Annotated in this window: 23 protein-coding genes; 20 read left to right on the top strand and 3 right to left on the bottom strand. The window is 65.1% G+C overall.

Going from position 1 to position 24,414, the window contains the following annotated elements:
* Nucleotides 1–52 precede the first annotated feature (52 nt).
* On the bottom strand, nucleotides 53–1,267 hold the full coding sequence (locus tag ACQR07_RS04140; RefSeq protein ID WP_434864931.1) for an NADP-dependent isocitrate dehydrogenase: 1,215 nt from the start codon (nucleotides 1,265–1,267) through the stop codon (nucleotides 53–55).
* 302 nt (nucleotides 1,268–1,569) lie between these two features.
* Between ACQR07_RS04140 and ACQR07_RS04135 the strand changes: the two genes are divergently transcribed.
* From ACQR07_RS04135 to ACQR07_RS04110, 6 genes are all read left to right on the top strand, one after another.
* A complete protein-coding gene (locus tag ACQR07_RS04135; RefSeq protein ID WP_434901087.1) occupies nucleotides 1,570–2,769 on the top strand; it encodes a TrmJ/YjtD family RNA methyltransferase in 1,200 nt (399 codons plus the stop codon).
* A 219-nt stretch (nucleotides 2,770–2,988) separates the two neighbouring features.
* Nucleotides 2,989–4,707, top strand: a complete 1,719-nt coding sequence (locus ACQR07_RS04130; protein WP_434901086.1) for a C2 family cysteine protease — start codon at nucleotides 2,989–2,991, stop codon at nucleotides 4,705–4,707.
* A 189-nt stretch (nucleotides 4,708–4,896) separates the two neighbouring features.
* Entirely contained in the window at nucleotides 4,897–7,014 is a 2,118-nt protein-coding gene (locus ACQR07_RS04125; protein WP_434901085.1) for a type I secretion system permease/ATPase, read from the top strand.
* A gap of 10 nt (nucleotides 7,015–7,024) precedes the next feature.
* Nucleotides 7,025–8,443 carry an HlyD family type I secretion periplasmic adaptor subunit gene (locus ACQR07_RS04120; RefSeq protein WP_434901084.1) on the top strand — a complete coding sequence of 473 codons (1,419 nt, stop codon included), beginning with the start codon at nucleotides 7,025–7,027 and terminating at the stop codon, nucleotides 8,441–8,443.
* 145 nt (nucleotides 8,444–8,588) lie between these two features.
* Nucleotides 8,589–9,698 (top strand): DUF2336 domain-containing protein, encoded by a 1,110-nt coding sequence (locus ACQR07_RS04115; protein ID WP_434901083.1) that lies wholly within the window; start codon nucleotides 8,589–8,591, stop codon nucleotides 9,696–9,698.
* Nucleotides 9,699–9,736: 38 nt separating this feature from the next.
* Nucleotides 9,737–9,952 (top strand): hypothetical protein, encoded by a 216-nt coding sequence (locus ACQR07_RS04110; protein ID WP_434901082.1) that lies wholly within the window; start codon nucleotides 9,737–9,739, stop codon nucleotides 9,950–9,952.
* A gap of 252 nt (nucleotides 9,953–10,204) precedes the next feature.
* Here ACQR07_RS04110 and ACQR07_RS04105 read toward each other — a convergent pair whose 3' ends face one another.
* Nucleotides 10,205–10,885 carry a TetR/AcrR family transcriptional regulator gene (locus ACQR07_RS04105; protein ID WP_434901081.1) on the bottom strand — a complete coding sequence of 227 codons (681 nt, stop codon included), beginning with the start codon at nucleotides 10,883–10,885 and terminating at the stop codon, nucleotides 10,205–10,207.
* Nucleotides 10,886–11,132: 247 nt separating this feature from the next.
* Between ACQR07_RS04105 and ACQR07_RS04100 the strand changes: the two genes are divergently transcribed.
* The 7 genes from ACQR07_RS04100 to cynS all read left to right on the top strand — a co-directional run bounded on the left by ACQR07_RS04100 (nucleotide 11,133) and on the right by cynS (nucleotide 17,983).
* Entirely contained in the window at nucleotides 11,133–11,675 is a 543-nt protein-coding gene (locus ACQR07_RS04100) for an OsmC family protein (RefSeq protein WP_434901080.1), read from the top strand.
* Between the two features lie 28 nt (nucleotides 11,676–11,703).
* Nucleotides 11,704–12,825, top strand: coding sequence for an acyl-CoA dehydrogenase family protein (locus ACQR07_RS04095; protein WP_434901079.1), 1,122 nt, complete (start codon nucleotides 11,704–11,706; stop codon nucleotides 12,823–12,825).
* A 49-nt stretch (nucleotides 12,826–12,874) separates the two neighbouring features.
* Nucleotides 12,875–13,750, top strand: a complete 876-nt coding sequence (locus ACQR07_RS04090) for a sulfurtransferase (RefSeq protein ID WP_434901078.1) — start codon at nucleotides 12,875–12,877, stop codon at nucleotides 13,748–13,750.
* 108 nt (nucleotides 13,751–13,858) lie between these two features.
* A complete protein-coding gene (locus ACQR07_RS04085) occupies nucleotides 13,859–15,244 on the top strand; it encodes a CmpA/NrtA family ABC transporter substrate-binding protein (protein WP_434901077.1) in 1,386 nt (461 codons plus the stop codon).
* 211 nt (nucleotides 15,245–15,455) lie between these two features.
* Entirely contained in the window at nucleotides 15,456–16,295 is an 840-nt protein-coding gene (gene ntrB / locus ACQR07_RS04080; RefSeq protein WP_434901076.1) for a nitrate ABC transporter permease, read from the top strand.
* A gap of 246 nt (nucleotides 16,296–16,541) precedes the next feature.
* Nucleotides 16,542–17,447 carry an ABC transporter ATP-binding protein gene (locus ACQR07_RS04075; RefSeq protein ID WP_434901075.1) on the top strand — a complete coding sequence of 302 codons (906 nt, stop codon included), beginning with the start codon at nucleotides 16,542–16,544 and terminating at the stop codon, nucleotides 17,445–17,447.
* A gap of 47 nt (nucleotides 17,448–17,494) precedes the next feature.
* The gene (gene cynS / locus ACQR07_RS04070; RefSeq protein WP_434901074.1) at nucleotides 17,495–17,983 is read left to right on the top strand and encodes a cyanase; all 489 of its coding nucleotides are present in this window, start codon (nucleotides 17,495–17,497) and stop codon (nucleotides 17,981–17,983) included.
* A gap of 84 nt (nucleotides 17,984–18,067) precedes the next feature.
* Here cynS and ACQR07_RS04065 read toward each other — a convergent pair whose 3' ends face one another.
* Nucleotides 18,068–18,385, bottom strand: coding sequence for a DUF1476 domain-containing protein (locus ACQR07_RS04065; RefSeq protein ID WP_434901073.1), 318 nt, complete (start codon nucleotides 18,383–18,385; stop codon nucleotides 18,068–18,070).
* Between the two features lie 312 nt (nucleotides 18,386–18,697).
* Here ACQR07_RS04065 and purC point away from each other — a divergent pair, with 312 nt between their 5' ends.
* The 7 genes from purC (at nucleotide 18,698) to ACQR07_RS04030 (ending at nucleotide 24,155) form a co-directional block, all read left to right on the top strand.
* Entirely contained in the window at nucleotides 18,698–19,465 is a 768-nt protein-coding gene (purC, locus tag ACQR07_RS04060) for a phosphoribosylaminoimidazolesuccinocarboxamide synthase (protein WP_008974302.1), read from the top strand.
* A gap of 11 nt (nucleotides 19,466–19,476) precedes the next feature.
* Nucleotides 19,477–19,719, top strand: coding sequence for a phosphoribosylformylglycinamidine synthase subunit PurS (purS, locus tag ACQR07_RS04055; protein ID WP_006614499.1), 243 nt, complete (start codon nucleotides 19,477–19,479; stop codon nucleotides 19,717–19,719).
* Nucleotides 19,720–19,741: 22 nt separating this feature from the next.
* Nucleotides 19,742–20,224 (top strand): hypothetical protein, encoded by a 483-nt coding sequence (locus tag ACQR07_RS04050; RefSeq protein ID WP_434901072.1) that lies wholly within the window; start codon nucleotides 19,742–19,744, stop codon nucleotides 20,222–20,224.
* 12 nt (nucleotides 20,225–20,236) lie between these two features.
* Nucleotides 20,237–20,938, top strand: a complete 702-nt coding sequence (gene purQ, locus ACQR07_RS04045) for a phosphoribosylformylglycinamidine synthase subunit PurQ (RefSeq protein WP_434901071.1) — start codon at nucleotides 20,237–20,239, stop codon at nucleotides 20,936–20,938.
* Between the two features lie 111 nt (nucleotides 20,939–21,049).
* The gene (locus tag ACQR07_RS04040) at nucleotides 21,050–21,631 is read left to right on the top strand and encodes a hypothetical protein (RefSeq protein ID WP_434901070.1); all 582 of its coding nucleotides are present in this window, start codon (nucleotides 21,050–21,052) and stop codon (nucleotides 21,629–21,631) included.
* A 245-nt stretch (nucleotides 21,632–21,876) separates the two neighbouring features.
* Nucleotides 21,877–23,172, top strand: a complete 1,296-nt coding sequence (locus tag ACQR07_RS04035) for a DUF1236 domain-containing protein (RefSeq protein ID WP_434901740.1) — start codon at nucleotides 21,877–21,879, stop codon at nucleotides 23,170–23,172.
* Nucleotides 23,173–23,417: 245 nt separating this feature from the next.
* Nucleotides 23,418–24,155, top strand: a complete 738-nt coding sequence (locus tag ACQR07_RS04030) for a hypothetical protein (protein ID WP_434901069.1) — start codon at nucleotides 23,418–23,420, stop codon at nucleotides 24,153–24,155.
* The last annotated feature ends 259 nt before the right edge of the window (nucleotides 24,156–24,414 follow it).

The following is a 24,414-nucleotide window of genomic DNA, read 5'->3' as shown; positions in this document are numbered from 1 at the left end:
GTGGCGTGGCCCGTTGATAGGTGACGAATGCGAAAGGCGGAAGTGGGGAAACTTACGCCGCCATCGCCTTGGTCAGGTTCTCGGCGATCTTGTCGAGGAAGCCGGTGGTCGACAGCCAGCGCTGGTCGGCGCCGACCAGGAGCGCGAGGTCCTTGGTCATGTAGCCGGCCTCGACGGTGTCGACGCAGACCTTCTCCAGGGCGGCGGCGAACTTGGCCAGCTCGGCATTGTTGTCGAGCTTGGCGCGGTGCGACAGGCCGCGGGTCCAGGCGAAGATCGAGGCGATCGAGTTGGTCGAGGTCTCCTTGCCCTTCTGGTGCTCGCGGAAGTGGCGGGTCACCGTGCCGTGGGCGGCCTCGGCCTCCATGGTCTGACCGTCCGGGGTCATCAAGACCGAGGTCATCAGGCCGAGCGAGCCGTAGCCCTGGGCCACGGTGTCGGACTGCACGTCGCCGTCATAGTTCTTACAGGCCCAGACGTAGCCGCCCGACCACTTCAGCGCCGCGGCGACCATGTCGTCGATCAGGCGGTGCTCGTAGGTGATCTTCTTGGCTTCGAACTTGTCCTTGAACTCCTTCTCGTACACCTCCTGGAAGATGTCCTTGAAGCGGCCGTCATAGACCTTGAGGATGGTGTTCTTGGTCGAGAGATAGACCGAATAGTTCTTGGAGAGGCCCATGTTGAGCGAGGCGCGGGCGAAGTCGTAGATCGACTCGTCGAGGTTGTACATCTCCATGGCGATGCCCGGGCCGGGCGCCTTGAAGACTTCCTTCTCGATCACGGTGCCGTCGTCGCCGACGAACTTCATCGTCAGCACGCCCTTGCCGGGGAACTTGAAGTCGGTGGCGCGGTACTGGTCGCCATAGGCGTGGCGGCCGATGATGATCGGCTTGGTCCAGCCGGGGACAAGGCGCGGCACGTTCTTGCAGATGATCGGCTCGCGGAACACGACGCCGCCGAGGATGTTGCGGATGGTGCCGTTCGGCGACTTCCACATCTCCTTGAGGCCGAACTCCTTCACCCGGGCTTCGTCGGGGGTGATGGTGGCGCACTTCACGCCGACGCCGACCTTCTTGATCGCGTTGGCGGCATCGATCGTGATCTGGTCGTTGGTCTTGTCGCGGCTCTCCATCCCCAGGTCGAAATATTGCAGATCGATGTCAAGGAACGGGTTGATCAGCTTGTCCTTGATGTACTGCCAGATGATCCGGGTCATCTCGTCGCCGTCGAGCTCGACGACCGGGTTGGTCACCTTGATTTTTGCCATGATCGATGGGGCCTTCTTGGGAACAGCGCGCCAGGAATGGAAAGCGCTTGTGAAATCAAGCGCGTCATAGCACTGCTGCACCGCGTGCGGAAGCGCACCCGGTAGGCTCACGGTGCTGATTTTCGCAGCCCGCTCATGCGGTGGGCATTGCCCCGCCGCCGGTCGGCTGCAGTTTCGCGCAAACTGCAAAATTCGAGCTTAAGCCGATTATTTTGCTTGAGAATTCTCGCCAGCCGGGCCAACGGAGCGGGCGAGGGGTGCACGGGCGCGCCTTCAGGTGACATGGAAGTTGAGGGCCGATCGTGTCGGGCACCGACAAGACCAAGACGGGTGTGGAGATCGCGGGACCGGTGGTGATCCTCGTCGAGCCGCAGCTCGGCGAGAACATCGGCATGGCCGCGCGCGCGATGGGCAATTTTGCGTTGTCGGAGCTGCGCCTCGTCAACCCGCGCGACGGTTGGCCGAACATCGCAGCCACCCGGGCGGCGGCCGGGGCCGACCACATCATCGATCACGTCCGGCTGTTCGAGACGCTGCCGGAGGCGATCGCCGACCTCGATCTGGTGTTCGCAACGACGGCGCGCTCCCACGACCAGGCCAAGCCGGTGATGGCGCCGGAGGCGGCGGCGAAGGAGATGCAGGGCCAGATCGCGTCAGGTGGCAGGGCCGGCATCCTGTTCGGCCGCGAACGGGCGGGGCTGACCAACGAGGAGGTGGCGCGCGCCAACCGCATCATCACCTATCCGGTCAATCCGGGCTTCGCCTCGCTGAACCTCGCCCAGGCGGTGCTGCTGATGGGCTATGAATGGTTCAAGCTGGTGACCTCGGGCGCGCTGCCGTTCACGATGCCCGAGCGCTCCGAGCGCGCCACCCAGGAGCAGCTGGAGGCGTTCTTCGAGAACCTGGTCCGCGAGCTCGACCGGGTCGAATTCCTGCGCCCGGCCGAGAAGCGCGAGACCATGCTGGTCAATCTGCGCAACATCTTCCTCCGCATGGAGCCGAGCAGGCAGGACATGCACACCCTGCACGGCGTCGTCATGGCGATCGCCGAGGGACGCAAGGGGCCAGCCAAGGGCGGCGTGCTCGACAGCGCCCAGGCGAGCCGGCTGCGGGCCCTGATCGCCGAGCAGGGCACGGTCGCCAACCTGCCGGATTCGCGCGGCTCGCTCCGCGGGCTGGCGCGGCTGCTCCGCCGCAACCCGACCGATGCCGAGCGCGCGCTGTGGCACGCGCTGTCGCGCGACCGCCGCTTCGCCGGTCAGTTCAAGCGCCAGACCCCGGTCGGCCGCCACATCCCCGACTTCGTCTCCTTCATCCACCGCCTCGCCATCGAGCTGGTCGGCGACGATGAGAGCGAGGGCGTGGTCGCCGACCGCGCGCAACGGCGGGCCTGGCTGGAAAGCAGGGATTATCGCGTCACCGAGGTGAGGACGGCGGATGTCGAGGCCAACCTGGAGCAGGAGCTTGTGAGGCTGCAGGAGCTGATTGCGGAGGCGAAGTAGACGCCGCGTGGGGCTGTCCGTAGAAATACGGCGCCCGTATCATTTGCTGCCGATCCGTAAACTCCTACCGATCCGACGGCCGCGGGATACAGCTGATCGAGACAAATTTCTAAAATTCGAACGGATCGCGCAGCTTTGCCGCAACGGCTGATGCGAACGATGGGGAACTGATCGCAACGCCGATCACGACGCCACATCGTTCACGGAGAGTCTCGACCAATGCCGATCAAGCCGCAGGGCGCACGTAACACGCAGACCGACGATGCCAGCAACCAGTCCGGCTTCGGCGGCAGTGACAGCTGGCTTACGCCCGGCTCCAATCCGACCTTGTTGCTGAACGAGGTCGCGGCAGCGATCGCGGCACAGGCGAGGGCGGCGTCCTCGACGCCGGCGCAGCCGGATGCCACCGCGGTCTATGGCAATTTCTGCAGCGTCGGCGCGACGGTCGCGGTCACAGTGACGGTCTCGACCACCCTGAAGAGCACCGTGACGACGTCGGCCGCGGTCGGCGCGACCACGACGGTCAAGACCACCGTGCCGTCCTGGGTGAGCACGCTCGGCAACGCCGCGATCAAGGCCGACATGACGTCCGCGATCGTCAACGGCACCGTCACCTATGCCGGCCTGCTCAAGGTCTTCACCGACATCGACGCCTCGCTGGCTGCGACCAAGACCAAGCTGAGCGCCAGCCAGTTCGCCGACCTCAAGACCATCGCCGCCAACCTCAACAACGGCGTCTCGACCTCGAGCTACCTGACCTACATCACCCAGGCGTTCGTCAACGGCAACGCCGCGAACGCGACCTGGACCGGCGGCGCCGCGAGCTCGGTGGCGCTCGGCAACCTCGCGAGCGGCTCGACCGAGCTGCAGTTCGCCGAACTGATCGGCAAATGGTTCCTCGGCACCGACCTGCCGTCGTCGAAGGTCATCCTCGGCAGCACCCAGTTCTCGGTGTCCTACGCGAACTCGACCAAGGCGCTGTTCTCGGCCGCCGGCCCCAGCATGAGCGACATCAACCAGGGCTATCTGGGCGACTGCTATCTGCTCGCCGGCCTGGCCGAGGTCGCCTACAAGGAGCAGTCGGTCATCTCGTCGATGTTCACGGCCAACGGCAACAACACCTATGGCGTGCGCTTCTACGTCAATGGCACGGCGCGCTACGTCACCGTCAACACTTCGCTCGCCAATGGCGGCACCATCTTCAACAATGGCGGCAACGCGATCTGGGCGAGCCTCGCCGAGAAGGCCTATGCCGAGCTGCAGGCCAGCGGCGTCTACACCGGCAACTCGATCAACTACGGCAACTCGTACACCACGATCGGCAACGGCGGCGCGCCCGAGATCGCGCTGGAAGCGATCACCGGCGCCACCCAGATCACCGACTATCGCGCGATGGGCGGATCCTGGGGCAAGGTGGTCTACAATTCGTCGTTCGGCGTGACCGGCTACACGACCGGGAATTCGACGTCCAGCGTGCTGGCGACGATCGCGGCCAGTCTCGCGGCCGGCGACGACGTCATCCTGTCGTCCTACACCAATGCCAAGGATGCGACCGGCAAGACCACGCTGGTGGCGAGCCACGCGATGTCGATCTACGGCTACAACAACACCAACGGCATGCTGCAGATCCGCAACCCCTGGGGATCGGCGGCCGGCCAGTACTGGCAGACCACCTTCGAGGTCAGCCTCGCGACCTTGCTCGCGGCCGGCGATACGATCACCATCGACAATGTCGGCGATGCCAAGAAGCTGGCGTCGACGACGACCACCACGTCCTCGGGCCTGAAGCTGACCTCCGACGTCAACGATCTCTCCGGTCCGGCGTCGGGCTTCGTTCAGGCGATCGCCTCGCTGACCGACGGCGGCGCGTCGAGCGTCGCGTTCACGCAGAGCCTGGCCTCGCAGCAGCAGACGCTGGCGATGCCGATGGCGGCCTGACCGAAAGCTTGGTGATCGAGAATGGACCGCCCAGGCCTGCCTGGGCGGTCTTGTCTTACCTGTCGCCCGCGCGTTGGCGGCGCGGCGCATGGTCGTGCGTCACCTGTTAAGCATCCGACTTAACGCCATGCCAACGCCGGCCTCGGAGGGTGTCGGCGGGGACGTTGGACCAAGAGGCGGGATCAATCGATGCAGGCGTGTACGGATCAGGGCGCATGGGCGCTGGGGTTATCCTTGCATCTGCTCGGCATCGTCGCCGATCCCGGCCGCATCCAGCACGAGGCCGGCCGCAGCGATGCGCTGTCGGTCGATGATCTCCTGCGCGCCGCGGCGCGCTTTCCCGTCAAGGCGAAGCTCGTCACGTCGAAGCTGACGCGGCTCAAGGCCACGCCGACGCCGACACTCGCCTTGCTGAAGGACGGCGGCTTCGTCGTCATCGGCAAGGTGACGGAGACCGGTGTTCTCATCCAGGGCATGGCGGATGGCGGACCGCGGCTGCTGTCTCATGCCGACTTCCAGGCCGTCTGGACCGGCAAGCTGATCCTGATCGCCAAGCGCGCGGAGCTGTCGGACACGGCGCGGCGCTTCAATTTTGGCTGGTTCGTCGCCGCGATCGGCAAGTATCGGCGCATCCTGATCGAGGTGCTGCTGGCGTCGTTCGTGATCCAGCTGTTCGGGCTGGCGACGCCGATGATCTTCCAGGTCGTCATCGACAAGGTGCTGGTGCATCGCGGCCTGTCGACGCTCGAAGTGATGGTCGCGGGCCTGGTGCTGATCGCGCTGTTCGAGGCCGTGCTGTCGGGCCTGCGGACCTATCTGTTCACGCACACCTCGAACCGCATCGACGTCGAGCTCGGCGCGCGGCTGTTCCGGCACCTGATGCGGCTGCCGCTGGCCTATTTCGAGAGCCGCCGCGTCGGCGACAGCGTCGCGCGGGTGCGCGAGCTGGAAACCATCCGGCAGTTCATCACCTCGTCCTCCATCACCCTGGTGCTCGACCTCGCCTTCGCCGCGGTCTTCATCGGCGTGATGTTCCTCTACAGCTCGACGCTCGCCTGGATCGTCTGCGCGACGCTGCCGGTCTATGCGGTGCTGTCGCTCGCGACGACGCCGGCGTTCCGTACTCGGCTCGATGAAAAATTCCGCCGCGGCGCCGAGAACCAGGCCTTCCTGGTCGAGAGCGTCACCGGCGTCGAGACCATCAAGGCGATGGCGGTCGAGCCGCTGATGCAGCGGCGCTGGGAGGAGCAGCTCGCCAGCTATGTCGGTGCCTCGTTCTCGGCTTCGCAGATCGGCAACTGGGCGAGCCAGTCGGCGAGCCTGCTCAACAAGGGCGTCGGCGCGCTGACCCTGTTCGTCGGCGCCGGGCTCGTGATCGCCAACAGGATGACCGTCGGCGAGCTCGTCGCCTTCAACATGCTGGCCAACCAGGTCTCCGGCCCGGTGCTGCGCCTCGTCCAGGTCTGGCAGGATTTCCACCAGGTGCGGCTGTCGGTCGAGCGGCTCGGCGACATCCTCAACACCCCGGTGGAGGCGCATAGCGGCGGCGCCGAGCAGAACCAGCCGGCGCTCGAAGGCGCCATCGAGTTCGAGCGCGTGACGTTCCGCTATGGCCTCAACACCCAGCCGGTGCTGCGCGAAGTCTCGCTCAGAATCGGGGCGGGTCAGGTGGTCGGCATCGTCGGGCCCTCAGGATCCGGCAAGAGCACGATCGCCAAGCTGGCGCAGCGGCTGTACCAGCCGGAAGCCGGCCGCGTGCTGGTCGACGGCGTCGACACCGCGGTGCTCGATCCGTCCTGGCTGCGTCGGCAGATCGGCGTGGTGCTGCAGGAGAACGTGCTGTTCAACCGCTCGGTGCGCGAGAACATCGCGCTCGCGGATCCGGCGCTGCCGATGGAGAAGATCGTCGACGCCGCCAAGCTCGCCGGCGCGCACGAGTTCATCTGCCGCATGCCGCAGGGCTATGACAGCAAGATCGGCGAGCGCGGCGTATCGCTGTCGGGCGGCCAGCGCCAGCGCATCGCGATCGCGCGCGCGCTGGTCGGCGATCCTCGCATTCTCATTTTCGACGAGGCCACCTCAGCGCTCGACTACGAGTCCGAGAGCATCATCCAGGCCAACATGCGTGACATCGTGCGCGGCCGCACCGTGCTGATCATCGCCCACCGGCTGTCGACCGTGCGCAACGCCGACCGGATCCTGACGATCGAGAACGGCGTCATCGTCGAGGACGGCACCCATGAGCAGCTGGTGGCCGGCGGTGGCCGCTATGCGAACTTGCACCGAATCCAGTCCGCAGGCCGCTGAGGAGAAGGTCATGAGCAAATCTGCAAGCCTTCTGCGCGGCATGTCGTTCGGCCAAGCGACCTCGGAGCGCGAATTCCTGCCGGCGGCCCTGGAGATCACGGAGACGCCGCCCAATCCGCTTGGTCGTCTGACGGCACTGGCACTGTGCACGGTGACCTTTGCCGCGCTCGGCTGGGCGGTGCTCGGCAAGGTCGATATCGTCGCCGTCGCCAGCGGCAAGGTGATCTCGCACACCCGGACGCAGGTCGTTCAGCCGTTCGAGACTGCGAGCGTCAAGGCCGTGCTGGTGCAGCCCGGCCAGCGCGTGCAGGCCGGCGATGCGCTGATCGAGCTCGACAAGACCGCGGTCACCGCGGAGGCCGATCGTGCCCGCAGCGATCTGATCGCGGCGCTGCTCGACGAGGTCCGGCTCGCGGCATTTCTCGACGGTGTTGCGGCGGCGCCGTTCGAGCTCGTCGTCGGTGCCGCGCCGCTGGACCGGGCCCGCGCGCAGTCCCAGCTCGCCGCGCAAGCGGCGTCGCGTGCCAGCCAATTGGCGGCGCTGGCGCAGGAGCGCGCTCAGCACATCGCCGAGCGCGAGGCACTGCAGCAGACGGCGGCCAAATACGAGCAGACCTTGCCGATGGTGGCGCAGCGCGCCGACATCCGCACCAAGGCCAGCGAGATCGGCAATGCCTCGATCATCGCGCGATTGGAGAGCCAGCAATTGCTGGTCGAGACCCGCTCCGAACTGGAGATCAACAAGGCCAAGATCATCGCCCTCGATGCCACGATCGCCGGGCTGGACCAGAAGATCGCGGCGACCGAAGCCGACATGCGCGACAAGGCGATGCGCGACCTCGCCACCGCGCGCGAGCGGGCCCGCGCCGCCGGCGAGGCGCTCGCCAAGGCGACGCGCCGGTCCGAGCTGCAGACCCTGCGCGCGCCGATCGACGGCACCGTGCAGCAGATGCACATCGCCGCCGCCGGTGCCGTGGTGACGCCGGCGCAGCAGCTATTGTCCGTCGTTCCCGACGACGACAGGATCGAGGTCGAGGCGGTGGTCGAGAACCGCGATGTCGGCTTCGTCGAGGTCGGCCAGCGCGTCGAGCTCAAGGTCGATGCCTTCCCGTTCACGCGCTACGGGCTGCTCGGCGGCAAGGTGACATCGGTGGACCGCGACGCCGAGGCAGCGCCGGTCAACCCCAACGGCGTGCAGGGCGCCGAGCGCCAGGCCGACCAGACCGACCGCGTCGAGGCCAGCGAGCGGCTGCGCTACATGGTCCATATCGCGCTCGACCGGGCCACGCTCGACATCGACGGCCGTGCGGCGGCGCTGGTGCCGGGCATGTCGGTGAAGGCCGAGATTCTCACCGGCAAGCGGCGCATCATCGACTTCGTGCTGGCGCCGTTGCGCGAGCACGTCCACGACGCGATGCGCGAGCGCTGAGGCCAAGGCCGTCCGGCATGCTTAACGAGCGGCCGCGCATTTGAACGAAAATGCCCGGTCAAATCCGCATGCTCCGGGTTACGGAACACTGGTGTCCCGGATCGTATGCTGCCGCATTGCCTGATCATCATTGCGGCTGTTCATCATGGACGAAACCAGATCGATGTTGCGGGACCTCGAAGAGGCGATCGCGAGGGGGACCGCCGACAGCCGCGAACGCGCGCTGTGGCATGCGACCGATCTGCTGATCGCGGGCCGCTACTACGAGGAGGAGATCGCGACGTTCGGCGAGGTGATCGGCCGGCTTGCCGACGAGATCGAAACCGAGGCGCGGGCCAGGCTTGCCCATCGGCTGGCCAGGATCGAATATTCGCCGGCCAGCGTCATTCGCAAGCTCGCCTTCGATGACGAGATCGACGTCGCCGGTCCGATCCTGCGCCAGTCCGAGCGGCTCGACGACGCCACGCTGGTCGAGAACGCCAGCACCAAGAGCCAGGCGCATCTGCTGGCGATCGCCGAGCGCAAGACGTTGAGCCCGGCCATCACCGACGTGCTGGCCACCCGTGGTAACCGCGCAGTGGCAACGGCCGTGGCGCAAAACCATGGCGCCCAGTTCTCCGGCCACGGTTTCCTGCACATGGTGAAGCGGGCGGAAAACGACTCGATCCTCGCCGAGCATCTCGGACGGCGGCTCGACATTCCCAGGCATCTATTCCAGCAGCTGATCGCCAAGGCTTCCGACGATGTCGGTCGGAGGCTGGCCGGTGAGCGGCCGGAGCTGATGGGCGAGATCCACAGCTCGGTGGCCAATGTCGCCGGCGATCTGCAGTCCAAATTCGGTCCCGGCACGCGCAACTACTTCGTCGCCAAGCGCACCGTCTCGATCCAGTACCGCGAGGGCAATCTGCACGAGAGCACCATCGCCGGCTATGCCGTCGCCCACAAGGTCGAGGAGGTGACGATCGGCCTCGCGCTGCTGTCGGGACTGCCGGCCGACGTCGTCGAGCGGGCGCTGTTCGACCGCAATCGCGAGATGCTGCTGATGCTGGCCAAGGCGCTGCACTTCGGCTGGGACACGACCATGGCGCTCGCCTTTCTCGGTGCGCGCGATCACCGCATCACCGCGGGCGAGCTGCAGGAGCTGGAGCGCGACTACGCGCGGCTGGATGCGAGGGCGTCACGCAGCGTGCTGGAATTCTATCAGTCGCGCAAGGCGCCCGCCCGGAGCGGCGCGCCGCGGGCGTTCGTGCATTGATGCAGTGGCAAAGGACGAGGTGATCGCGGATGAGCGGAATGGCACTTCATCTTCATGGCGGGCCCGGGCTCGGTCTGCGCGATGCGCCCGCGGATCGTGCGGCCGCCGACGCGGCTTGGCACGTGCTCGAAGCGGCCAATGAGCTCGGTGACGAGGCGACGGTCACCGCGTGCCGCCGCATCATCGACGCCAGCCTCAATGGCGCGGCCGCAATGCCAGCCGACCTGCAGCTTGTCGCGGACTACTTTCGATAGGCCTCGGACCGTCATCCGCTGCCAGCGGCAGGACGACTGCTATTGGCTCGCCATGCGCGCGGGCCCCACGGTTCACGCTAGCAACGCACAATCTCTCCTCGTCATTGCGAGCGCAGCGAAGCAATCCAGGGTGGTGGGCGGAGCTCTGGATTGCTTCGCTGCGCTCGCAATGACGGGCGGAAACATCTCTCGTCAAACGAAAGGCTCGTAGCCGGGCAACAAGCGTGACGTGACGGTTAAGATGGGCTTGGCTTACACCGTCGCAAGCTGCGGGTCGGTCCGGCCTGCGCGCTTGCCCGCTTTCGCCTTTGCCGGCTCAAACAACGCGCTCGCGGCCAGCCCCGCCGTATCCGCCACCTCGGGATTGCGCGACACCATTGCGGCGACGATCGCGCCGTCGATCAACAACGCCAGCTGGTGGGCGAAGCTCTCGGGCTCCGCCGCGCCCATCTCGCGGGCGAGTTTCTCGATATGCGCCAGCACCACCTTCTTGTGGCGCATCGCGATGGTGCGAAACTGCTTCTGGTCCTTGTCGTGCTCGCCGACAGCATTGATGAAGGGGCAGCCGTAGAAGCGCTCTTCGCTGAACCAGCTCTTCAGCGCCGGGAAGATGCGCGCGAGCTTGGTCTCGGCATCGCCTCCGCCGGTTTCCATCTCTGCGATGAACCATTCCCGCCACTGCTTGCCTTCGCTTTCGAGCACGGCGGTGACCAGCGCGGTCTTCGATCCGAACAATTTGTAGAGCGTGGTCTTTGCCGTTCCGGCTTCGCTGATGATCGCGTCGATGCCGGTGGCGTTGATGCCGTTCTTGCAGAACAGCCGCGTCGCCGCGCCGAGCAGGCGGCCGCGTGCCGATTCATCATCGCTTGCGGCGATCGTTCGCGCGATCGCCTGCTTCCTGGCCGTTGGTTTGCGCGCAGCTGACTTGCCCATGTCGCAAGCTTAGTCGCTGTGCGCGTGAGTCAGCAAGACCAGTGATGGTGATGATGCGGCGCTGCGCTCATTTTCATCGCGGCGCACAGCACTCTGCATCGCGCTTGAGCAGGCGGGGGCAGGCCGCATTCCGCCATCTTTCCCTAAGCCGCGAGGATCGCTCCGCCTTTTCAAATCCAGGCTCTCTGGCACGCTTCGTGCAGGAAACAGACCGTTCGGTATCCTCGATCCCAGGGAGAGAAATGAGATGACCGCAGTTGTTCAGAAGACGGCCCTCACGGGCTGCCTCGCACCCATCGACAAAGGTGGGCTCGAACAGCTCATCGTCAACGGCAAGGCCAACCCCAAGGTCATCAAGACCCTGAAGTGCAAGACCGTGGCGGAGGGCAAATTCCGCCATGCCAATTACATCCGCAACCTCGCGCCGTACATCGTCGACGAGCCGCCGGGGCTGCTGGGTGACGACACCGCACCCAATCCATCGGAGGCTTCGCTCGCCGCGCTCGGCTCCTGCCTCGCGGTGGGCCTGCATGCCAACGCGGTGCATCGCGGCTGGACCGTCAACAAGCTCGAGCTTGAGCTCGAGGGTGATCTCAACATCACCGCGGTCTGGGGCACCGGCGACACCAGCGAAAAGCCGGTCGGCTTCACCGATGTGCGCGTCAAGGTCGACATGGAGTGCGAGGGCATTCCGCAGGCCGAGATCCAGGCGCTGATCGATCACGTCAAGAAGTGGTCGCCGGTCGCCAACACGTTTACCCGCCCGGTCAATCTCGAGGTCGGGATCTGACCTGTAGTCGCGAGTAGCGGAGGACGTCATGGGTTCACTCGGACAGCATCTGGCGGTCGATGGCGCGGGCGTCATGCCCGTGGCGTCGACCGTGGAGCAGGTGGCGGCGATCGCGCGCAACGAGCTCGCGCCGCTGGCCTCTGGCATCGACGCCGGCACGGTGTACCCGGCTGACGTGCTCCGCCGCTTCGGCGAGGTCGGCGCGTGGAGCAGTCACGTGCCGGAGGATGGCGCTGCTGATCTCAACTGCGCGATCGATGCGATCGCTGCGATCGGCGAGGTGTGCGGTGCCTCGGCGTTCATGGCGTGGTGCCAGAACACGCTGGTCTGGTACATCGCGAACTCTTCCAACAAGGCGCTGGTCGATCGCCTGCTCGACGATGCCGCCAGCGGCCGGCTGCTCGGCGGTACCGGGCTCTCGAACCCGATGAAGAGCTTCTTCGGCATCGAGAAGCTCAAGCTCAAGGGCCGGAAGGTCGAGGGCGGCTATGTCGTGCGCGGCGTGCTGCCCTGGGTCTCCAATCTCGGGCCGGAGCACATGTTCGGCACGATCTTCGAACGCGAGGATGCGCCCGGCGAGATCGTGATGTTCATCGCCGACTGCTCGGATGCGGCGGTGACGCTGCAGCCGTGCCAGCCCTTCCTCGCGATGGATGGCACCGGGACCTACGGCATCCAGTTCCGTGATCTGTTCGTGCCAGACGAGCTGATCCTCGCTGATCCCGCCGGTCCGTTCGTGAAGAAGATCCGAGCTGGATTCATCCTGCTGCAGGCCGGCATGGCGCTCGGCCTGATCAAGGACTGCATCAAGATCATGCAGGAGGTCGAGGCGCCGCTCGGCCACGTCAACCGCTATCTGCCGCAACAGCCGGTCGACTTCAGCGCGCTTGCCGATGAGCTCGCGAAGGAGACCGCCGAACTCGCCCGCGATCCCTACAACACCGACGAGACCTATTGGCGCAAGGTCGTCGCGCTGCGCCTGCGGGCCGGCGAGGCCAGCGTCGCCGCGGCTCACGCCGCGATGCTCCATTGCGGAGCGCGCGGCTACATCAAGGGCAATCGCGCCGAACGTCGCCTGCGCGAGGCGTATTTCGTCGCGATCGTCACCCCCGCGACCAAGCAGCTCCGCAAGATGCTCGCCGACGGCTGACGCCGGCGAGAACGGCAAACAACGAAGTTTAGACCAGGAGAGGCCTGCCATGACGGACGTTCTGATTACTGCCGGCGAACTCGCCGAGTTCATCAAGACCGAACCGTGTGTCGTCATCGACACGCGCAATCCCGATGCCTACGGCGCGGGCCATCTGCCCGGTGCCGTGAACGTCCACGAGATCTTCACCTATCTCGCGACATCGACGCCGGAGGGCATCGCAGAGCTGAAGACGAAGTTCGCCGATGCCTTCGGCGCCGCCGGCCTGTCGGGCAGCGAGACCGCCGTGGTCTACGAGCAGTCGATGAACTCCGGCTTCGGCCAGTCCTGCCGCGGCTATTTCCTGCTGACGATGCTCGGCTATCCCAAGGTCAAGGTCCTGCACGGCGGCTACGACGCCTGGGTCGCAGCCGGCATGCCCGTCAGCACCGACGTGCCGTCGCCGACCAAGGCTTCGTTCGCGATCGTGCCGGAGGCGGGGAGCATCCTGATCGACGCCAAGGCGATGCTCGCCGCCGTCGGCAATCCGGCGATCGCGATCCTCGACGTGCGCGATGTCGACGAGTGGATCGGCGATTCCTCCTCGCCCTACGGCAAGGATTTCTGCCCGCGCAAGGGCCGCATCCCCGGCGCCGTCTGGCTCGAATGGTACCGCATGATGAAGCCGACCGGCGAAGGCCCGCGTTTCAAGTCGAAGGAGGAGATCCTCGCCGAATGCGCCACCGTCCGCATCACCGTTGATACACCGGTCTATCTCTACTGCTTCAAGGGGGCGCGCGCCTCGAACACCTTCCTCGCGCTGAAGAACGCCGGCGTGAAGGATGTGCGGATGTACTTCGGCTCGTGGAACGAGTGGTCGCGAGACCCGTCGCTGCCGATCGAGGAAGGTCTCCCGATGCCGGCGCTGATCAGCAAAGCGGCATAAAAGCTGCATGATGAGCATATCCGGCCGCTGAAAAACGCGGCCGGATGAGCAGTTCGAAGGCGCTGACAGCGCGAGTCCGACTACAGGTGTGACAAAGGGGCGCAGCACATGTCGATTTTCGATGATCCGTTCGATGCCGATTCCAGCGTGAATGCCGGTTGTATTTGCGGCCAGCATCGCAGCCCGGCCGAACATGAGCACGCCATGCTGGCGCTGCGCTGCGAGCCGGTCGCTGACAGTCGCGAGAAGCGTTACGAGAACGTCGTCGCCTCCGCGGTGCTGCGCGCGGTCTTTCCAGAAGTCGCGACGCGCCGTGCGTTCCTGAAATCCGTCGGTGCCGCCACCGCGCTTGCCGCGGTCTCGCAGTTCTTCCCGCTCAAGACCGCAACCGAAGCATTTGCCGAGGCAGGCACGCCCGAGAAGAAGGATCTCAAGGTCGGCTTCATTCCGATCACCTGCGCGACGCCGATCATCATGGCCGCGCCGCTCGGCTTCTATGCCAAGGCCGGCCTGAACGTCGAAGTCGTCAAGACCGCGGGCTGGGCCGTGATCCGCGACAAGACCATCAACAAGGAATACGACGCGGCGCACATGCTGGCGCCGATGCCGATCGCGATCTCGCTGGGCCTCGGCGCGCAGCCGATCCCGTTCACCGTGCCGGCGATCGAGAACATCAACGGGCAGGGCATCGTGCTGTCGATGAAGCACAAGGACAAGCGCGATCCGAAGGACTGGAAGGGCCTGAAGTTCGCCATCCCGTTCGACTATTCGATGCACAACTATCTGCTGCGTTATTACCTCGCGGAGCACGGCATCGATCCCGACACCGACGTGCAGCTGCGCTCGGTGCCGCCGCCGGAGATGGTCGCCAACCTCAGGGCCGACAACATCGACGGCTTCCTGGCGCCCGACAACATCTGCCAGCGTGCGATCTACGACGGCGTCGGTTTCCTGCACATCCTCTCGAAGGAAATCTGGGACGGCCATCCCTGCTGCAGCTTCGCCGCCAGCCGCGAGTTCATTGCGACGGCGCCGAACAGCTTCGCCGCGCTGACCCGCGCCATCGTCGATGCTACCGCATACGCGTCCAAGGCCGAGAACCGCAAGCAGATCGCGGAGGCGATCGCGCCGGCGAACTACATCAACGCGCCGGTGACGGTCATGGAGCAGGTCTTGACCGGCACCTATGCCGACGGCCTCGGCGGCGTGAAGACCGACCCGAAGCGCGTCGATTTCGATCCGTTCCCGTGGCAGTCCTTCGCGGTGTGGATGCTGACCCAGATGAAGCGCTGGGGCCAGATCAAGGGCGACGTCGATTACAAAGCGGTGGCCGAGCAGATCTATCTCGCCACCGACACCCGCAAGGTCATGGCCGAGATGGGGCTCTCGCCGCCGAAGGACTCCTACAAGTCGTTCTCGGTGATGGGCAAGAGCTTCGATCCGACCAAGCCGGACGATTACGTCGCGAGCTTCAAGATCAAGAAGGCGTCGTGATGGGAGTGTTGGTCACGCTGCCGGCCACATCCCCGGTGAGGAACACGCCGCCACTGGCCAAACCAAAGGTGTCGTCCCCGCGAACGCGGGGACCCATACGCCGTGACCTGGCTTGGGGCAGGGCTGGTAGCGACGATCTTTTCCACCAACGTCCGCCTGTGGTTATGGGTCCCTGCGTTCGCAGGGACGACACTGGTGGTGGAGCGATGGCATGACCGCCTCACTGCGTCTTCGTGCTGCCGTCGTCTCCATCGTCCTGCTCGCCGTGTTCCTCGGCGCCTGGCATATCGCCACGCGCAGCACCGGCGCGGCGGCCAACATGAGCCCGGAATACGCCAAGCTGATGGGCATGACCGCGACCCAGGGCAAATCGGCGATGCCCGGCCCGCTCGATGTCGGCGCCAAACTGTGGGAGCATCTCAGGCGGCCGTTCTACGACAATGGTCCGAACGACAAGGGGCTCGGCATCCAGCTCGCCTTCTCGCTCGGGCGTGTCATGCTCGGCTATCTGATCGCGGTCGCGATCGCGATCCCGCTCGGCTTCCTGATCGGCATGTCGCCCTTGATGAGCAAGGCGCTGGATCCGTTCATCCAGATCATGAAGCCGATCTCGCCGCTCGCCTGGATGCCCTTAGCGCTCTACACCATCAAGGATTCCAGCCTGTCGGCGATCTTCGTGATCTTCATCTGCTCGGTGTGGCCGATGCTGATCAACACCGCCTTCGGTGTTGCCAGCGTGCGCAAGGAGTGGATCAACGTCGCCCGCACGCTCGAAGTGAGCAACATCCGGCGCGCTTTCACTGTCATCCTTCCCGCCGCCGCACCCACGATCCTCACAGGCATGCGGATCTCGATCGGCATCGCCTGGCTCGTGATCGTCGCCGCCGAGATGCTCGTCGGCGGCACCGGCATTGGCTACTTCGTCTGGAACGAGTGGAACAACCTGTCGATCACCAACGTGATCATCGCGATCCTCTTGATCGGCCTTGTCGGCATGGTGCTGGATCAGATCCTGGCCCGCGTGTCGCGGCTCGTCACATTTCCGGAGTAGGGTGATGATGTTCATCACAGGCGCCGCTGCGTCCTTACCTCTCCCCGCCTGTGGGGAGAGGTCGGATCGCGCGCGTCAGCGGGCGATCCGGGTGAGGGGGGACAGGTCTGACCCCGTACGCACCTCGCGCGCGTGCCCGTCATCTTCGCCAAAGGCTCGCACCGCCCGTGCGGCTGCCCCTCACCCCGACCCTCTCCCCGTAAGAACAGGGAGAGGGAGCGCACCGTATTCGTGGAGTGATCTCGGATGACCCCCGACAAATTCATCTCCATCGAGGGCATCGCCAAGCGCTATGACGGCGCGCGCAGCACCACGATCTTCGAGAACCTCTGGCTGGCGATGGGACGCGGCGAGTTCGTTTGCGTGATCGGGCATTCCGGCTGCGGCAAGACCACGGTGCTCAACATCCTCGCTGGCCTTGACGAGCCGAGCGAGGGTGTGGTGGTCGTCGATGGACAAGCCATCGAGGGTCCCAGCCTCGACCGTGCCGTGATCTTCCAGAGCCATGCGCTGCTGCCGTGGCGGACGGTGCTCGGCAACGTCGCCTATGCGGTCTCGTCGAAATGGCGCAAATGGGACCGCGCCAGGGTCAAGGCGCATGCGCTGAAATACATCGAGCTCGTCGGCCTCGCCGGCTCTGAGCACAAGCGTCCGTCGGAGCTTTCCGGCGGAATGAAGCAGCGCGTCGGCATTGCGCGCGCGCTGTCGATCACGCCCAAGATCATGCTGATGGACGAGCCGTTCTCGGCACTCGACGCGTTGACGCGCGGCACCCTGCAGGACGAGGTTAGGCGCATCTGCGTCGAGACCGGCCAGACCGTCTTCATGATCACCCATGACGTCGACGAGGCGATCTATCTCGCCGACAAGATCGTGCTGATGACCAACGGTTCCGGCGCCGTGCTTGCCGAGATCGTCGAGAACCCGCTGCCGAAGGACCGGCTGCGCGGTGATCTGCACCGTCACCCGCTTTACTACGCGCTGCGCAACCATATCATCGACTTCCTGGTCAGCCGCAGCAAGACCTTCACCGCGGAGACGCCGGATCACGATCCGCGTAAGGTGCCGGTGGTCAAGATCGGCCGGACCGAGCCGACGATCGTTGCGTCCAAGCCGGCCGATAGCGACGCGCCGCAGGCCGTCGCACGCTGACGCTCAGAAGAAACCCATCAACGAAGACCCATCAAGGGAGACCAAGCATGAAGCGATCCGACCTCACCGAGAAGCTGCTCGACATCAAGCGCGAGAAGGGCTGGAGCTGGAAATATATCTGCGAAAAGATCGGCGGCTATTCCGAGGTGCTGATCGTCGGCGCGGTTCTCGGCCAGATGAAGCTGACCAAGCCGCAGGCCGCCAACGCCGGCGAGCTGTTCGGTCTCTCGAAGAGCGAGATCTCGATGCTGAACGAGACGCCGATGCGCGGCGAGGGCGTGCAGATGCCGCCGACCGATCCGCTGATCTACCGCTTCTACGAGCTGGTGATGATCAATGGCCCTGCCTGGAAGGAGCTGATCCAGGAGGAGTTCGGCGATGGCATCATGTCGGCGATCGATTTCGACATGGTGATGGAGCGCCTGCCCAACGCCAAGGGCGACCGCGTCAAGATCACGATGTCGGGCAAGTTCCTGCCGTACAAATATTACGGCGCCAGCGGCAACGTGCCGGAGTATGGATTCAAGGAAGAGTAGGGAAGGGGCGAATAGGGAGTAGCGAGTAGGGAACGAGGGTCAACTGACCCTATTCGCTACTCGCCATTCGCTATTCGCCTATCGTTACTGTCCCGCCTTGACCTGCGCCACCGCAGTCGCGAGCAGCTCGCTCATCTTGGCTCTGATCTCGGCCTCGGTGACGCCCTTGGCGGTGAGATCTCCCAGCACCTTGCGCACGACGTCGGCATCGCCGGCTTCCTCGAAATCGGCGGCGACGACTTCCTTGGCGTAGGCGTCGGCATCGGCGCCGGACTTGCCGAGCTTCTCGGCCGCCCAGAGGCCGAGGAGCTTGTTGCGGCGGGCTTCCGCCTTGAACTTCAATTCCTCGTCATGGGCGAATTGCTTCTCGAACGCGTCCTCGCGCTTGTCGAACGTGGTCATGGCCGGAACTTCCAGTGTTGCCGAAGAGGGTTAACCGCGGAGGCGGTTGCGGGGCGGTATCCGCACGCCTAAATAATTGGAACATCTTGCCAATACAACGGGCACGAGGCCGCAGGGAAGGGCGGTAAAACTCCGCCGCCCGGGTCTGGATCGATTGTGCTCGGCACACCAATGGGATAGGTTTCCCACAGGCCCGGTTCTTGTTCTGTTTCCGTAGAGATCCAGGCCCTCGCGGCAGCTCCGTCGTGGTCCTGTCCAAAGTCATCCGGAGCCCACCATTTCATGGATTTCAACAAAACACGGTACATCCCAATGAGCCGTCGGCGTCGCATTTATGAAGGCAAGGCCAAGGTCCTTTACGAAGGTCCGGAGCCGGGCACCCTGATCCAGCACTTCAAGGACGACGCTACCGCCTTCAATGCCAAGAAGCACCAGGTGATCGAAGGCAAGGGCGTCCTCAACAACCGGATCTCGGAGTACCTGTTTCAGCACCTCAACGACATCGGGGTGCCGACCCACTTCATCCGCCGCCTCAACATGCGCGAGCAGCTGATTCGCGAGGTCGAGATCGTGCCGCTCGAGGTCGTCGTGCGCAACGTCGCGGCGGGCTCGCTGTCGCAGCGCCTCGGCATCGAGGAAGGCACCCAGCTGCCGCGTTCGATCATCGAATTCTATTACAAGAACGACCAGCTCAACGACCCCATGGTGTCGGAAGAGCACATCACTGCGTTCGGCTGGGCCACGCCCCAGGAGATCGACGACATCATGGCGCTCGCCATCCGCGTCAACGACTTCCTGACCGGCCTCTTCCTCGGCATCGGCATCCGCCTCGTCGACTTCAAGATGGAGTGCGGCCGGCTGTTCGAGAACGAGATGATGCGGATCATCGTCGCCGACGAGATTTCCCCTGATTCCTGCCGTCTGTGGGACATCAAGTCGAACGAGAAGCTCGACAAGGACCGCTTCCGTCGTGATCTTGGCGGCCTTCTGGAGGCCTATACCGAGGTCGCCAAGCGGCTCGGCATCCTGATGGAGAACGAGCGTCCGGCGGGCTCCGGCCCGGTCCTGGTCAAGAGCTGAGGGTTAAAGACGTGAAAGCGCGTGTCACGGTGACACTGAAAACCGGCATCCTCGATCCGCAGGGCAAGGCGATCGAGGGCGCCCTGAAATCGCTCGGCGTCGACGGCGTCGCGAGTGTGCGCCAGGGCAAGGTGTTCGACATCGAGCTCGCTGGCGCCGACAAGGCCCAGGCGGAGGCGGCCCTCAAGGCCGCCGCCGACAAGCTGCTCGCCAACACGGTGATCGAGAATTACCGGGTGGAGCTGCTGGGGTAGGGCGATCAACGGAGGTTGAGGCATGATCCCCCGAAAACGAGTAAGAATCGCTTTCATCGGGATTGGTCTCTTGACGGGGATGGCGATGGCTGACGCGGCTGCGCCTATCTCGCTGGACGGATGGCGCCACTCGACCGAGCCTGACGATGTCCATGTTTTCCTCTGCCAGCGTGCAGATTGCGTGTTCGGATCGTGGGTCAGTTGCCGTACCGAACCGCTTGACGCGGCAGTGCCTCCCTGGGCGAGGCGCAAGGACGACTCTACCGCAGCGACGGTGGCCAGCGAGGGTGACAAGCCGGCAATGGTCTCGCCGCCTCTCAATCTCAACCTGATCGGTCGCTCATACTGGATCGAGACGGCTGATGACGGCACCTCGACTTATCGGACTTCCAGCATCGTCCATGATGCAACATCAACGTTCGTTTTGACCAGTTCATCCAGCGACAGGAACGCAAGCTGGGCAAACCTCGATCGGTTCGAGAGTGCCCTGCAGAAAACCAAGTAATAGGCCAGAACCATGAAATCCGCCGTCCTCGTCTTCCCCGGCATCAATCGCGAACGCGACATGGCGCGGGCGCTGCGCATGATCTCCGGCCATGAGCCGGCGATGGTGTGGCATGCCGAGACGTCGCTGCCCAAGGGCACGGACCTCGTCGTCGTCCCCGGCGGCTTCTCCTATGGCGACTATCTGCGCTGTGGCGCGATCGCGGCGCGGGCGCCGGTGATGGATGCGGTGCGCGATCACGCCGCCAAGGGCGGGCTCGTGCTCGGCGTCTGCAACGGCTTCCAGATCCTGTGCGAATCCGGACTTCTCCCGGGCGTTCTGATGCGCAACGACCGGCTGAAGTTCATCTGCAAGGACGTGCATCTGCGCGTCGAGCGTTCGGATTCGCCGTTTACCCGCGGCTACAATGCCGGCCAGGTCATCCGCGTGCCCGTCGCCCATGGCGAGGGCAACTACGCCGCTGACGAAGAGACCCTGAAGCGGCTCAATGGCGACGGGCGCGTGCTCTATCGCTACTGCTCGGCCGATGGTGAGGTCGGCGACCTCAGCAACATCAACGGCGCGGCGCATTCGATCGCGGGCATCGTCAACGAGAGCGGGAACGTGCTCGGCATGATGCCGCATCCCGAGAATCACGTCGAGGACATCATGGGCTGCACCGACGGCCGCGGCCTGTTTGCCGGCCTCGTCGCCCATCTCGACCGCGCCGCCTGATCGCGGCTCCTCACGTGTGCCATGCCTCGACCGGGTCCGATCGAGGCCGGGCCAACAAACGGCCGATTGCTGATGGAGTGTCGGGCACTTGCTTCATCGCACGGACCGCAAATGACCTCTGCCCTGGTTTCGATGTCGACGCGCCTTCTGCTGGCGCTGATTCTCTGTGTCGGCATCGGATTTGATGTTGCCCGCGCGGAGATCCCCTCGGCCGCTCCGCCGGTCAACCCGTCGCCTGCTGCGCCGTCTCTGCCGTTCTCGGTGGGCGGCTGGAAGTCTCAGCGGCCGAACGGCACGGACGTCACCTTTTTTCTCTGCCAGGAGGCCCAGTGTGGCCCGGGCTCGAAGGTGAGCTACCGGCTGTACGCGCCCGATGCGACCATGACGGTCGAGCAGTTCCGAGCCTCCCAGGAGCAGACGATCCGGATCCTGGATGAGCGAGTGCCGGGCCAGACGACCACTATTCTCGGCGTCGAGGGCGACAAGGGCACCGGCGTGCCGCGTGTCTTTCGCGTTCGGCGCCTCAAGGTGGCCCCTGATGGCACCCGGGAATATCAAGTGAGCGGGATGCTGTTCGGATCGAGGGGCAGTGCCAGCCTGATCAGCTCGGCGAGCAGCGAGACCAATAGCACCACCAATTTCGCGCAGTTTGCGATCCCGGTGTTGGTGCTGCTGGGGGTCCCGCAGCGCTGAGGCCTTGGCCGCTTCTCGGCGGTGCTTGACGCGGGTCGAGCTCTAGCCCGAGACGTTCATCCAATTCGTTCCGCAGTTTTTTCTCGCGCCGGCCCGCAACGCCGGGCGGCTGCTCGCGTTGTCCGCCCGCGCATGGGGCAGGGAACCGAGGAGGTTCTCACATGACGACGAAACACTGGCTGGGAACGGCCGCAATCATCCTGGCGATCGGCACCGCATCGGGTGTCGCATCGGCACAATCCGAGATGAAGCGCGAGGGTGGTCCTGCTGCTTCGACCGCGCGTGAGGCGACACGTCCCGCCGCCGAGGCCAAGGGAGAGGCCAAGGGAGAGGCCAAGAGCGGTGCCGCGTCGATGGAACGCGGAGCGTCCGAAACGAAGCAGAGCGCGCAGGAGCAGCGTCGCACCGAGCCAACGGCAGCCGGGCGCGAGCAAGCCCAGGAGCGCGCCTCGGAGCGCGTGGGGCATGATGCCAAGCAAAGCGCCGAGAGCAAGAGCGAGCGCGGAGCGGGTGCGGCCGAACGCGGCCGCGATGCCAAGGAGAGCGCCGAGACGAAACCGTCCGCCGACAGCAAGCAGGTCGACAAGCAGCCGGACAGCAAGTCCAGGCCAGAGTCCAAGCAGCAGCAGGGTCGTGCGGACGAGTCGCGCAAGAGCGAGGATCGCGCCGCCGAGAGCAAGTCGGGCACGTCTGAGCGGAAGTCCGATCGCGAGGCCGATCGCAACGAGCGCAACAACGACAAGACCCGGCAGAGCCAGGACGAGCGCAAGAGCGGTACCTCCGACAAGGCTGCAGACAAGGCCGGCGACAAGCAGGACAATGACCGCAACAAGCAGGCCAACCAGCCGAATAATGCCGATAGCAAGAGCACGACGGCGCAGCAGAACGGCGCAACGGGCGCCGGTCAGCGTGATCAGACCGGACAGGCCAACAATCAGGCTCAGCCCAACGGCAACCGCTCCAGCACGCAGGTCAAGGTCAACGAGCAGCAGAAGACCCGCGTGGTCGATCAGCTCAAGCGCGATCACGATTTCGACCGCGCCCGCACCGACATCAACATCCGCATCAATGTCGGCGAGCGCCTGCCGGACCGCGTGCGCCCGCGTACGCTGCCCTCGGAGATCGTGACCATCGTGCCGGAATATCGTGGCTACGAGTACACGGTGGTGAACGACGAGATCGCGATCATCGATCCGCGCAGCCGCGAGATCGTCGACATCATTCCACAGAACGGCATGCGCGCCGACCGCGGCGGTTACGATCGCGGCGGCTACGGCGTCAGCTCGACGCGGATCGTGCTGTCGGACGATCAGCGCCAGATCCTGCGTCGCGCCGCCACCGAGACGGGCACGGTGGGCGCGACGACATCGTCGTCGACCTCGTCCGGCTCGAGCTGCCTCAGCCTTCGACGCGTGCCCGATGAACTCGCCCGCGCCAATCCGGAGCTCGCCAACTACCAGTATCTGGCGATCGGCGATCAGGTCGTGCTCATCGACCCGCGCGACCAAAAGGTGGTGCAAGTCATCGACCAGCAGCAGTAATCCGGCTGCAGGTTCGGCTCGGAGGGGCGGGAGCGCGCGGCGCTTCCGCCCTTGCCCGTTCGTGCCGACCATCCGCCGTACGGCAAGCGAACGTCACCACGCCGGCCGTTGAACCCGCTGTGGCAGCGGTGCGTCAAACGGGCAACGCCAACTCAGCCTCGCGCCGGCATGGGATTGTGGGCGCCTGCCGGTCACGCTATCAATTTCGGCGTGTGTTGTCCGGGCTGCGTTACTGGGGGTCTGCCGTGCCTGTCGCAATTGTCGTTCTACTGCTCGACATTTCGCTGATCTATCATGCCTCGCGCACCGGGCGCATGCAGCCATGGGCCTTCATCATCCTGATGGTGCCGATGATCGGCGCGCTGGCCTACATCGTCGTCGAGCTGATCCCCGAATGGCTCGGCAGCCATGACGTCCAGAAGGCACGCAAGCGGGTCGCCAACAAGCTCGATCCCGAAAAATACTATCGCGAGCTGTCCGATCGCGTCGCTGTGACGGACACCATCGCCAACCGTGCCGCGCTCGCCGAGGAATGCGTTGCGGTCGGCCGCTACGACGAGGCCGAGCAGCACTACGACCACATCCTCAGCCTGCCGCTCGGCCATGAACCGCTGTTCGCGCTCGGCAAGGCCAAGGCGCAATTCGCGCGCCGGCGGCCGGCCGACGCGCTGGTAACGCTCGATGAGCTGCAGAAGACCTGGCCGGACTACAATTCGGCCGAGGCGCATATGCTCTATGCGCGCGCACTGCAGGACGCCGGCCGTACCGGAGAGGCGCTAGACGAGTATCAGGCCTTGCTCGACTACGCGCCGAGCAGCGAGGCGAAGGCGCGTTACGGCACGCTGCTCAAGCTGGTCGGGCGCGTCGACGAGGCCAAGGTGGTCTTCACCGAGCTCTTGATCCAGATGAAGCGCTCGCCCCGCCACGTCCGCAAGGCCCAGGCCGAGTGGATATCGATCGCCGAGAAGCAGATCGCGGGGTGACAGACTGAGCTGTCGTAGGGTGGGCAAAGCGGCCGCCGTAAGGCGGCAGCGTGCCCACCATCGTACAGCGAACGCTGCCGTGCGACGGTGGGCACGGCGCCACTGCGAGTTCGCACGAGGATAGGTTGCGCGTTCGCCTTTGCCCACCCTACGAGGCTGTGAATCTTTTGATGCCAGCCGTGGTGCGAATATGATTCTCTGAGCGGAGCGATTTGCTGGAGATCATGATGGCTGACGACGAGCTCTTTGAGGGACTGCC

The sequence above is a fragment of the Bradyrhizobium sp. HKCCYLS20291 genome, assembly GCF_051167715.1.
Taxonomy (GTDB): Bacteria; Pseudomonadota; Alphaproteobacteria; order Rhizobiales; family Xanthobacteraceae; genus Bradyrhizobium.
This window is presented reverse-complemented; position numbering and strand designations above follow the sequence as displayed.